Raw genomic sequence first — 13287 nt, 5'->3', positions numbered from 1 at the left:
GCTACTATCAAGCAAGGTAAAAAGTGCCAAATCGCAGGAGGTTCAACTTGGTGCACCTCTCGCCTAAAGAAGTAAATGTAGCTTTAGTGCCTACTCAAAGCGGACAAAACCTTCAAGAGGCAATCGCTCAAGTACAGCAGATTTATGAAAAAGTAGGGGTAACACTACACATCACTACTGAAAAACCTTTTGACATTAGCGACCAACTCAAAAACGGCACTTTGCCCACAGAAAACGAGTTTGGTGACCTTTCTACCTATAGTCCTGAACAAAACGCAGTCATCGCTAAATTTACAACCAACAGAAAGCCAAAAGAGAACACTTATTACATCTTTTTGGTAAACGACGGCACTGGCAATCACGGCTATATGCGATTAGGTGGGCAATACGGCTTTGTTTACAGCACCAATGCACGCACCATAGCCCACGAACTCGGGCACGGCATCTTCAAACTCGAACACCCTTTCAAAGGTAAAAATGCCGACAAAGGTAAAACCACCGCCCTAATGGATTACAATGAGGGAGAAGACTTCTTCTATCGCGACTGGAAGCAAATCAACGACCCTAAAGTAAAACTCTATGCCTTCCAAAAACAAAGTGAGGGAGAGTATAAAGCTTGGAAATTTCTTATAGGCACTACTGTTGAGCAAATATCAGGATATGAAAATAAAGAGAAAAGTTTCATTTCTCCAACATCAAGTGTAATTACCCTACCTGCAAAAGCACGTGATTTTTCCTTCGTAAAAGGAACTCTTATCGGTTTTACAATAGCTGATGAAAGATGGATTGCTTTGTTTTCTAAAAATGACTCTATTTTTAAAGGATATTACAAAGATGCCAAACAAGATAAAAATGAAAATTTTGAAATTGTTGGAAAAAACTATTTTACCTATAAGCAAAATAAAAATTTAATTCAAGAGATTTTCTATGTTTCCCCTTCTCAGTGCAACGAAGTTAACATTTATAAGGGAAAAATCTCTAAAGAAGCTTTCTTTTCAGAAAATGGAGGAGTTGGCAGTGCCTATTTTTCAAATATAGTTTTTGATAATATTAAAGGACTAAGCAATTGGGAACTCCTCTCTACAGCAAGTGATCCTTTAAATTGTTTAAAGAAAACCCAAAGAGAATTCTATAAATTTATAATAGAGCATTATAGAGAACATAATGTACAAATATCTGAAACTGATAAAGAAACATTACGCAATATCCTCTCAAAGTTTGCCGATGTACGTATAAGCGGTTTAGATGCTCCTCCTACTTATGCTATCCAAGTGAAATACGACGAGATGCTCAAAACGGGTATCAAGGAGCTCATATACGATTTACAAACAAACATTGAAAAAGAAATAGGTAAAAACGAAGAATTACTCAAAAATACCTCACTCCTGATTGTTTTAGATGATTTCAAACGCATACACGATAAGTATTTATTCTATGAGCACTTAATAGAAATTATCGATAAAGATTGCGTTTTTGGCGAGAAATTTAGAGAACTAAGAGATAAAGATGGTAAAATGAAACCATTTTTAGAAGTAGCCAAATTAATCATTGATGGTACTTATGAAATCATTTCTTTAAATGAACTTTTTGAGAGCACTACTTGTGTACTTAAAATACTCAGAATCCCTCCTAATGTTTGGAACTCTGATAGAATTGATTACAAAACAGTCGATTTCTTTAAAGAGTTTTTAGGAAAAATAGGATTTGATACTAATAATGTAATACTTTCATCATTACTCAACGCTCAATTTGAGTTAGGAGCCCCTTGTTCTTGCGGAATGTGGAACTCTACCGTTGATTTAGTTGCGGGAATAAGCGATTTAGCTGCCGGTATTAGTCAAAACCCAACCGATTTAGTCAAAGGAATAAACAATTTCATAAGCGCTTTAGGCCAAAGTGACACTTGGAAAGCGATGGGCGATGCCCTCAAAAAACATCACGGTGTGTATAACACCTCTGTAAAGACCCCTCAAGCCGTTTATGGCGCTTGCTACGACGCTATTTTTGTAGCTTCATTCTTTGTAGGAGCAGGTGAGATAAAAGCTCTTTCAGAGGCAAGCTCTTTCGCAGATGTAATGCGCGTAGTGGGTAAAGTAGGTAGTAATGGTAAAGCTTTTGTGGTGAGTTTGTCTAAAATCCCTAATGTTGCAACCCAAAAAGCTGCCCTCTTTTTAGCCGACCATTGTACTGAAGTATTGCGATTTTTACCTAAAGAAGGAAAAATATACATTTACAGCAAACTAATAGATGCTGAATTAGCCCGATTTACAGCTCAAGGAATTGAGTTACTCCCTCAAGCAGGCAAAATAGAGCAAGTACTTTTTGAAATTACCGAAGAAATTACCGATGTTAATGGAAAAACAGGAAAACTCATCGTAGGAAAAGACGCACAAGGTAGAATTGTTTTAGAAATAGCCGGAGAAGCTACAAATATCAACAAATTACAACAATTTTTAAGCAATAATGAAAAGGTTGTAGCTCTCATCAAAAAACTAAACACTAAGTTCAATAAAGTAGATGATTTTGCCAAACGTTTTGAAGAACTCTATCAAAAAGTACCTAAAAATCCCGTAAAAGCTATAGATGACCTTGTGGACGACCTTAAGCATCTATTTACAGAGCACATAGATGAGATTCCTGAAGGACAATTAGTAGCTTTCTTAAACAAACTTTTAGAAACGGCTGATAAGTTTAAAGCAGGCACTACCTCTTTAGAGGTAATCCGAAATATCAAATCCTACTTACCCGCTAAATTCCATAGCACCCTGCAAAAGTTAGAATTAGAAGATCTTATTTCTTATGCTGATGAGGCAGGTGATTTTAGGTTTGATATCAAGTGGAAAGCCTTTGATGTTAATAAAGAAATTAGTATCTTCATAGATACTAAAAACTATTCTACAGCTACTAATATGTTTAAAGACTTAGGGCAATATAAAGCATATTTAAGAGAGATTAATAACTTTGATCAGCTGTATATTATCCAACAAGGAGGTAGAGGTATTACTAGAGAGGATGTTGTAAGAAGATTACAAAGTGCTATTAAAAAAGAAATAAATGATGTCTTTGAAATAATCTGGAAAAATGAAAATATAAGAAAAACATTATTTAACGTCAGTTCGATATAACAGAATATTGATTTACAGCTTTATATCATAATATATTCACAAAATAATTCACCGTCAGGTGAAAATTCGTGAGATAATAAAAAATAAAGACTTTTATACACTCCCAAATTCGTGAAAATTCGTGTAATTCGTGGGAGATTAAAAATATTTTACTGATTGTTAAATAATTACTTACGTCGAACTCACGTTATTTAACGTCAGTTTGATATAACAAAACAGTGATCTACAATTATATTTACATCATAATCCGTGTAAATCCAGTAGTGTCAGCTACCTATCCGTGCAATAATAGAGATTTATTCGTGTTAAATCTGTGTGATTCGTGTTCACATACCCAGCTGTAAGCCCTCGCTGGCTTTGTGCGAGACCTAAAAAACAGCAAAGCTATTTATTTGATTAGCAAATAATTAACCATATTTCCCTCACTTAAAATAGAAAATACCTCCCTAAAGACCTTACAATTCTGTAACCTCATAACCAACCTTTTGCGCTATACAATATGTAAAAAACAACCTTTTGTGAAAAAATCTCTCTCATCCCTTGCATATCTCAAAAAAACACACTACTTTTGTCGCATTAATAATTTAAAAACCTTTGTACAATGAAAAAAATCTTTACTTTGGCTTTTATAGCCTTAACATTATTAGCCACCGCCTGTGGAAAAAGCAATAATGACACCCCTAATCCCCAAGATGATGCTAAAAAAGCATTAATTGGAACGTGGTATCTTGTATCAAGTAATGCTGCAGGAGAAGATATAAAACTTACTGAATGTAGTAAAAAAAGCCACATTATTATTACTGAAGACCAATTTATAAATGTTGGTTTTCATTTCAAAAAAAGTACCGGAGATTGTATAAAACAACCAGATTTAAAGTTTACGTATTCAATTTCTAACAATACACTTCTATTGACATCTATTGAAAAGAAAAAAATTGTGGTTATTTTTTCTATTTCTGGAAATAACTTAATTCTCAAAATTCTTAAAAAGAAAGATGATGGGCAAGATGAAATTATACAGAAAGATGTGTATATAAAAAGAAATTCTTAAAACCACAAAAGATGATGATGATTTACAAATGTATTTTTCAAAGAAAAAGTTACTAATACCTTAAGAAAACTATTAAAGGAATTTTGTGTTTTTAATAATATTAATTAGAAAAATATTTAATAAGAATTTTGTCTTCTTTTTTTCTTAAGTTTAAACACAATGAAGAATCTATATTATATTTTTTTAGCTTTTTACTTGCTCCAATTATCTTACAGTCAAGATAATATGTATACTATACAAGGGAAAGTGAGTTTTGGAGCCTATTCTGAAGATAGATGGAATGGTCGTATATGTGACCACTTTTGTAACCTGAAAATTATTGAAGGGGGCAGATCGAAAGATATTATAACAGAAGAAGATGAGTTTACAGATCGTCACATAATAGAAAATGTAAAATCGAGAGACTTTTATTTACTCTTAAATGCTTCAGCTGAACGAGAAAATGGGTTTGGTGGCTGTTGGGAGGGAGCAACTACAGACTTAGAAAATAGGCGAATTGATATTAAAGAAATAGCAAGATACAACACTGTTCCTATTTTATATGGAAAGGCTGTAAAAATTAAAGTCGATATCACTTGGCGAGCAGATCCAATACATACCCTTACTTCTAAAATTAATAATAAATCCAATTCATTTCTCCCTATTGATGTCAAAGTTCCTCTTATAGCTAAGGAAGGTTTTGATAGTGATTTATATCGTTATGAATATGCTACACAAGGAAATAATTGGCAACCCCTTCCCGCAAAATTCCAAAAAAAACAAAGAATAGATGTATCTGCCGAAGATGTTTTAGGAAGTAAAGCAAGAGCAGAAGAGATGATAGGCAAACATATATATTTCAGAGTAGTATCTTATGACAAAGATACAGGTTTAGTATGCTCTCATTCTAATAATGTAGATCTTACCATTACACAAGCAGCCCCTTTGATTACAATAAAAAATATCCAATCTCCTTTATGTAATATCAAAGAAGCTAAAACTACTGCTACTGTTACTATCCAGCTCAGCAGAAAATTATTAGGAAGTTTAGAACAATATAAGAAAAATAGAGGGGCTTATTTAGGGGAAGTATTTAATACTTTTTCTTTCATAAAAGAAGGTGGAAATGAAACAGAAGGTGCTATAGAAATTAATGGTCTGCCCAAAGATTTAACAGAATATTTCTTACAGCACGACCGCATAGATAATGTCGTACTTACTACTGCTACTGTAACTACCAATTATCAGATAGATATAAAGGGTTTTTTCTATTATCTAGATAGTAATCGGCAAAGAAAAGATATCCCCTTATATACTGATGATGCAAAACACAAAGGTATTTTTACCATAACTGTTCCTAAACCTCTTACAGCCTCTGCTTTTCCAACAGACAATAAGTGTTTTGGAGATACCAAAGGGAAAATAGAAGTCCGAGTCTTGGGCGGTACCCCTCCTTATAAATACATCAAAAATGGTGAACCTCCTGTAGCTATTGCAGGGAACTTTTTTACCATTGAGAATTTAGCTTCAGGTGTATATACTTTTACCATTACCGACAAAAACAATTGTCCAATGGCAAGCGATAATCCTCTTGTGGTAAACGTATGGGGACCTAAAATGCCCATTACTATAATGAATGAAAATACCGATCTCGTTACTAATGTAACAGGTTCTGGACGTGCCGATGGGAAAATAGAACCTATAGTAATGGGGGGAACTCTTTATAATTATAATAAAAATCAATATATCGCAACATTGTATTCTTCTAAAGGTGAAATCTCTTATTCCAAGAGAGACTTACTTTCGGCAGATAATGATATTCCTAAATATAGGTATGTTTATGAAAATCTTGAGGCTGGCACTTATACTTTCACAGTACGTGATTATTATGATTGTGCTATTATGAAAGAAATTACAATTACAGAACCTCCCCTACTTACCGCCTCTATTAGTGCTACTACTACTATCGGCTGTAATCAAAATAACAACGACCCTAATAACCATTACGAACTTTATAACAATGGAGTGCTAAGTGCAACTGTAGAAGGAGGTGTGCCTCCATATAAATACTTTTGGAAAAAATTAGGACGTCGAGTTCCTCTTCAAGGAAACGGCAAAGCCATTATTAGAGAACTGAGCAAAGGTACTTACCAATTAGTTGTAACCGATAAAAATGAGAACCAAACAACAGCTTTTTATACCCTTACAGAGCCACCTCAGCTTATGCTAAGTGTCACTAAATCAGAAATGACCTGTAGCGCTCCTAATGGGGGACAAGCAACAGCTATAGCCTCTGGAGGTACCCCTCCTTATACCTATCTTTGGAATACAGGTCATTCAGGAGCTCATATCACAGGTCTATCAGCTGGAAAGTATTTCGTAACCGTAAGTGATAGTCGCGGTTGTTCCGTGCAAGAAAAGGCGGCGCTTTCTTATCCTGAGGAAGTAGAGGTAAACAATGCTATCATCACTCCCGTAACCTGCTATGAGGGGAATGATGGTAAGATAGCGCTTACACTCTCAGGAGGTAAAGGAAATATAAATGTTTCGTGGTATGATGCTCAGGGGAATCTTCTTTCACAACGTATTACCAATGGTGGTAAAACTATCAATGGGTTAAAAGCAGGTAAATACAAAGCAGTATTCCGTGACCAAAGCGATTGTCCTGCGTTAGAACAGTTTTACGAAGTATTGCAACCTGAAAAAACGGTTATCAATATCCCTTCACAAATCACAATATGCCAAGGCGACAGTCGTTCGTTTGATTTAAGCACAGCTTTCCCTTCAGCTACTTTCCGTTGGACAGATAGTACTGGTACCCTCCTTAGTACTGAACCTACTTTTGCAGTATCAGCAAAAGGTATCTATAAAGTAGAAATTACTGACCAAAAAGGTTGCAGAGAGTCGACTACTTTTGAGGTGTTGCAAAGTGATAAAGTATTAGAGGTAGACTTTTTAGCAGCAACCAATGCTTACTATAACTATACAGTAAAACTGATAAACTTATCTCATAGCATTACTACCCAATGGGTGTTACCTCAAGAAGTTACGCTTATCAAAGAAGAAAACGGAGGAGCAGAAGTGCGTTTCCCTAAAGAAGGTACTTATACCATAGGCTTGAAAGGCTTTTTAGACGGATGTGAGAAGACTATATACAAAACACTTTGGGTCGAAAAAGATCGATTGGGCATCGGTAAAGAAAACAGTTTTAAAGAAGTAGTTATAGATGATTTCAAAATTGTAGATAACCCTAACAATGGTACTTTCCGCATAGAAGTGAAACTCAAAAAACCTACCGCTATAAAAATTTACGGAATGGACATCTTAGGTCAAATGGTAATCCCTCCTATTGAACAACCTGAAGGAACTTCTTTTAACATTCCTGTTTCAAATAGTAGATTATCAGGTCAATACTTGATAATTTTAGAAGCAGGAGGTGATATTATGGTTCAAAAAATGATTGTAAATCATTAGTCATTCGTAATTCGTAACTCGTTATTAAAATGTCTCTCCGTCGTTATATACTCCTCCTTCTCACCTTGCTGAGCTTCACCCTGCAAGCTCAGCAATATCCTGTGGATGTACAAGTGTTTGTCACCCCACCCTATCCTCAGAGCCTCAGAGGGTATGCCGATACCTTTGAACAGAAAATACAAGCTCATTTCCTGCTCAAAGACCTCTCTACCGGCGGACGACCTTTTGCACTACGATTCTCGCTCGAAAACTTCCAAGGACAAACCATTGCCCAAACTCCCGACTATATTACCCCCTATTTGGTAAACCTCTCTCCAGGTGTACGACGTACACTTACCAATATAGATTTCAAAACCCTACTGCGCTACGAGAATCTCTACGGTATCAATGAGGCGACTTACAACGGGCTACTTCCTGAGGGTACTTATTTTATTGGCTTGTCGCTTTACGACGTAGCTACAGGTCGCCCTGTGTCCAACAAAGGGCGCGCGATGATACAAGTACGCCGCTACTCACCCCCTGTGCTTACGATGCCCCAAAAAGGCGAAGTGCTCACCAAAAAGAACGCCTTTCAAAATATTCTCTTCCAATGGATGCCTCGCGATATAGCCCCCTTTATGCAGTACGAGTTCACCCTCAAAGAAGTATGGGATTTAGCTTTAGTACCCGAAGAGGCATTTATGAGCGGCAGATTAGTATACCAAACCAAAACCAATGCCCCTGCGTTGCAGTATACCAATATGATGCCCATCCTATTGGAAAACAAACGCTATGTGTGGCAAGTACGCGCTCTTACTAACAATCCTGCCAATCCTAACGAACAATCGTACTTTAGGAACAACGGCAATTCCGAAACTTTTTACTTCGATTTAGTCTCTAATTGCGAAGCACCACGAATGCTCACCGCGATGACCGAAAGCACCTCAGCACAATTGCGATGGAGTGCTCAGGCGATGATGCCCAATCAGGAATACCCGTACAAGGTGATGTACCGCGAGAAAGGCAAAAGCTGGAAATCGCAAAAAGTGAGTATGCCTTATGCCAAAGTTATAGGACTCAAACGCGGACGCACCTACATCTACAAAGTGGGGGTAGCTTGTGGTCTAAACGCAGCCAATAGCACCTCAGTTTTTGGGGAAGATAGCTATGTGTATAGCACCGAACAAGAGTTTACCACCACCGAGCAGATAGACGAAAAGAGTCAAGTGCAATGTGGGGTAAAACCCGAGATACGCATCAAGAACACCGAGCCATTGCAGGATAACTTGTATCCTAACACCACCTTTAGGGCAGGTGATTTCCCTGTAACCGTGCTCAATGCTACAGGCAGCAATGGCGTATACTCAGGTGAAGGCTATGTGAAAGTGCCTTATTTGCAAGACACTAAAATAAAGGTAGTGTTCAATGGCATCAAGCTCAACACCGAACGCCAACTCATAGACGGAAAACTCGTAACCACTTATGATGAGACCGAGAGAAATGTGGTGGAAATAAAAAGACTTGATGAAGTAATTAATGACCTAAAAAGCATCTTCAAAAAGAAAAAAAATACTGTAGAAGATGTTAAATCTCTTCAAGAATTAAAGAAACTATGGGATTTCTATTTAAGCAATGCTGATGAAATAGGTATTTCAGATGAAGATAAAGAAAAATTTAAGAGCTTAGGAGAAGGGATGTTTTCTGCCTCTGTAGAAAAACTCTCTAAAGAAGAAAGAAAAGCCCTTTTAGCAAATACAGAAAAGGCTGAAAAACTGTATGATAAGCACAAAAATAAATTTGAACAATACATCGCTAAAAAAGAACAGGAAGCTAATAATGACTCTCAGATAAATGAAATAGTAGAGGCTTTGTTAAACCTAAAAGGGAAAGCTTTCTTAAAGTGCAAAAAATGTGAAGAAAAATCTATACATCATACGGGAGATAAAAATGGAGTAATCGTAAATCTCAATATAGGAAAATACAACTTTAAATGTATTTTAGGAGAATATCACCCCGAAAATAATGCTGATCTCATAACTCTTTTACGAAAAAAAGAATCCTCTGTTAGTAAAAATGAAACACCTACAACAAAGGTAAAACAATATATAAAAAACATTCAAGATAAAAAAGATTCTTTCTTGTTGATAGCGCAAGAAAATAGTGATTTATTAGAATGTACTAACCGTTTAACCTTTCCTGAAAACTTTTGTTCAGTTAAAGAAACCGAAACTATAACCAAAGAAGATGAAAAATATATCATTGAAGAATTAAAAAACTGCTTGAATAACAACCAAGCTGTAATATCCTCTGATGAACTTAAAAACATTGAAAAAGACCTCTTAGAAATTAAAAAACAACTTCATAAAGAGCAAGCTTTTGAATGGACATATAAAGGAAAAATATATAAGCTAAATGCTAAAAATAAAGTAGAAGAAGTGCAAAATCCCCTCTCTAATGCCGAAATTATAAAAGGAATTTGGAAAGGAGAGCAGGAGGAAAAAATGCGTTTCTACCGAAATGAAGAAGGTATTATCCAACTCAGTGCTTTTGGCTACCGAAGTGATTTACCTATAGTAGAAGGTAAAAAAGCTAATTTAGAAGAAATTTCTAAACATATTTTAAACCAAACTAATGCCTATTTTTCTGATTTAAGGATTCCCTCTCAGCAAGCCCCTCAATTAGATGAAGATGCCTTTGCCGATGGTAAAAAAATAGAGATAGGAAAAAATGCTACTAAATTTCAAGTTTTCATTGAAGGAGTAGGGCTTACTAAAACTCTTTTAAAAACAGGAAAAGTTGAAGCTAAAGTATATTTAGATAAATCACCAGAAGAATCTAATATTAAAGCTCCTGGAGTTGTTACAGGAAGCTTAGAAGCTGGACTAACTGTTGTTACTGATATTACAGGGATGGTAGTAATGGTCTACGATATAGCAGTAGATAAAAAAGTTAGAGAAGAAACTTACAATGGCTTAGTAAAGATAAAAGATGAAATAAAAGAAAACCCCAAAGAGCTTTTCCCTATTTTAAAGGAAATCGTTTTAGAAGCTGCAACAGGAAACTCCTCTGCCGACTGGCAAGAAGCCTCCCAAGAACAAACCGATAAAGGCAAACAAAGCCATTTGCTCTCCAAAGGTGCTGTAAGAACAACTATAAGCATTTTTGTTTCAGGTAAATTTATTGCAGAATTACCTAAAATGGCAGAAAAACTTACGGGAGAAATAAGAAAAATAAAAGTTAGAAAGCTAATAAATTCTCTAAAAAGGTTTGATGTTGCTAAAGAGTTTTCTAAGGGAAAAACAAAAGTAGAAGAAATAATTCGTTGGGGAAAAAATGAAATTAAACTAACTTGGAAAAGGGTTGGTAATAAAATAGATTTTGGAGATAGAAGAGATTTAGCCAGAATCTTAGGCACTACCGATGATATTGAGGCACATCACATAATCCCTTGGCAAATATGTTCAAGTGATAATATTATCCAAAAAGCAGCCTTAGATGGTTTTCATCCTAATATGTTACAGAATGGTATAGGATTGGAAAAATATACTAAACTCATTGGAAAAGGTATACACGGGAACCATCCTGCTTATGATAAATATGTAAGATCTAAGTTAGAAGATTTTATGTTAGAAAATCCAAATATAACACCAAAACAAGCTAATAAATTTTTACAAGAAGAATTAATTCCTGATTTAAAGGAAAAAATTATTAAAGCGAAAAACTCAGGAATGAACCTAAACGAATATTTTAAAGGAATCAATTAAATCAAAATATGAAGTATTACACACTATCAGAATCTACAGATACAAATATAATTGGATACTATCCTCAAACAGATGTTTCAGAAGATTCAGAGTTTTTTTCAGTATTCATTGATTTTCAAACAAGAATAGAAGAATTCCCTGAACATATACCAAAGTATATTATAATACTAAATAAAAAGGCGTACCCTACAGATTTCATTGAAAGGGTAAGCGTTCCTTATGGATTAGTAGTTAATAGTAAAATAAAATCATTAATTACTTTGTACTCTCTGCCTAATCATAAATTTTATGATACAGAAGTTATTTATAAAAAAAGTAAATTAAACTATTATTGGTTCCATTTTTATGATGATATTTTCCAATATATAGATATGAAAAAATCGAAATTCATACTAAAATGGAGAGATGTCTCTCAAGAATTCTGTTTTACATCAAAAGATTTCTTTAAATCAAAAAAAAGAAAAACTTTTGAAGACTTTGAAACAAAGCTCATAATTAAAGAAGTTTACTTATTAAATTCTTTTCCAAAATATGATATATTTCATTTTGAGGGAAGAAATATTATATCCGAAAAACTATTAAATGCCTTTATAGAAAACAATATAACAGGCTATGAAGTATCAGAATATGATATTCTGAAAACGGAATGAAAAATTTAGGTGATATTCAATGGATATTTGCAAAAACAGATAATATTAGAGATTTTGATGTCCTAAAATCAAAAGTGTTACAAGCTCTTAAAACAGCTGACGGAAAACCTATTAAGGAGTTAGAAAAATTATTTGAAAACAAATCATTTGGAGATAAAATAAAAGTTTGGATGGATACTAAAAAAGAAATTAAAAGTGATTCTTTTCTAGGATGGTTAGATAATTCTGATAATTTTTATAAGTTTTTCGAAATAGCTGATTAATTATGTACAGAAAAATAAATCATATAAAGGAAACTAATGGACTTTTTTTGTTAGATAAAAAGTTATATACTTTTTTAAATGACAGACAAGTGCTGGGAGAGTTTAATCTTAAAGGAAAATTGCTGTGGAGTACGGATTCTTCTCCTATCAATTATAGATATCATATTGATTTACAACACATTTTCTTCTATAAAAATTATGAAGGAAGTGATTTTACTGTTTTAAATAGAACAACAAAGAATATAATACATGAATCAAAAATCGAATTAGATATTTCTAATAATTATTTTTTTAAAAACACACTATATTCTTTTGTAAATGGAAAATTGATAGTGTATAGTATAGAATTTTTTTCGGTAATACAAGTTAGAGATGATTTTGTAGAAGGTGTTATAATGTTACCTATAAGCAACTTTATTATATCAAAGAAAAAATCATACATATATATATATAACCATTTTTCCTTACTATGGCAACAGAATATACAAGACTTTTTCCCTGATAAAGAAGAATTATGTATATACGAAATATATCCTTATAAAGATACTTTTATCGTTGTAACAAGAACTGGAATCGTTTGCCTTTCCCAAAAAGAGGGTTCCTTAATATGGAAGGTGAACAGTGGTGCACGCACTATGGAGATCGTAGGAAACTTAGGCTATGTCTGTACAGGGCTCTCTTTATATTGGGTGAATTTAGATAATGGAGAAAAGTATGGTTATGGAAGAAAATACGATCGCCTACCTGATTTTGAATATAATGGAGAAACATACTGGCCAGCTGGTTATAGGGTAGTATATCATAAAGGGTTATTATGGTATGAAGTCTTTATATCTGGATACGCTTTTATCCTTGCCATTGACCCCGAAACAGGCGAATATAAGTGGATTCACAGGGTAGAAACCTATGAAAGAGTTATGGATATAAAGTTCTATGATGATAAAATGTTTCTTCTGGACTCCGGAAATACGTTGTTTATCTATGAAGAAGAGATTTAGCCAG

The 13287-nt window shown here is 34.3% G+C and carries 7 protein-coding genes; all 7 read left to right on the top strand.

Features of this window, described 5'->3' with window-relative positions; all coding sequences use genetic code 11:
* Nucleotides 1–23: 23 nt before the first annotated feature.
* The 7 genes from CBG49_RS16025 (at nucleotide 24) to CBG49_RS04090 (ending at nucleotide 13283) form a co-directional block, all read left to right on the top strand.
* On the top strand, nucleotides 24–3125 hold the full coding sequence (locus CBG49_RS16025; RefSeq protein ID WP_227002949.1) for a zinc metalloprotease: 3102 nt from the start codon (nucleotides 24–26) through the stop codon (nucleotides 3123–3125).
* Nucleotides 3126–3726: 601 nt separating this feature from the next.
* Nucleotides 3727–4176 carry a lipocalin-like domain-containing protein gene (locus tag CBG49_RS04115; protein ID WP_088593496.1) on the top strand — a complete coding sequence of 150 codons (450 nt, stop codon included), beginning with the start codon at nucleotides 3727–3729 and terminating at the stop codon, nucleotides 4174–4176.
* 159 nt (nucleotides 4177–4335) lie between these two features.
* Complete coding sequence (locus tag CBG49_RS04110; RefSeq protein ID WP_088593495.1) at nucleotides 4336–7629, top strand: T9SS type A sorting domain-containing protein; 3294 nt, start codon at nucleotides 4336–4338, stop codon at nucleotides 7627–7629.
* A 29-nt stretch (nucleotides 7630–7658) separates the two neighbouring features.
* Nucleotides 7659–11372, top strand: a complete 3714-nt coding sequence (locus CBG49_RS04105; RefSeq protein ID WP_088593494.1) for an AHH domain-containing protein — start codon at nucleotides 7659–7661, stop codon at nucleotides 11370–11372.
* 8 nt (nucleotides 11373–11380) lie between these two features.
* Nucleotides 11381–12022, top strand: coding sequence for a hypothetical protein (locus tag CBG49_RS04100; RefSeq protein WP_167372069.1), 642 nt, complete (start codon nucleotides 11381–11383; stop codon nucleotides 12020–12022).
* Nucleotides 12019–12285, top strand: coding sequence for a hypothetical protein (locus tag CBG49_RS04095; RefSeq protein ID WP_088593493.1), 267 nt, complete (start codon nucleotides 12019–12021; stop codon nucleotides 12283–12285). Before CBG49_RS04100 ends, CBG49_RS04095 begins: the two co-directional genes overlap by 4 nt.
* A 2-nt stretch (nucleotides 12286–12287) precedes the next feature.
* On the top strand, nucleotides 12288–13283 hold the full coding sequence (locus CBG49_RS04090; RefSeq protein WP_088593492.1) for a hypothetical protein: 996 nt from the start codon (nucleotides 12288–12290) through the stop codon (nucleotides 13281–13283).
* Nucleotides 13284–13287: the final 4 nt, after the last annotated feature.

This window comes from Capnocytophaga endodontalis (assembly GCF_002209445.1).
Classification (GTDB): Bacteria; Bacteroidota; Bacteroidia; order Flavobacteriales; family Flavobacteriaceae; genus Capnocytophaga; species Capnocytophaga periodontitidis.
Note: the sequence above shows the minus strand (reverse complement) of the source record. Positions and strands in the feature narration are given on the sequence as shown.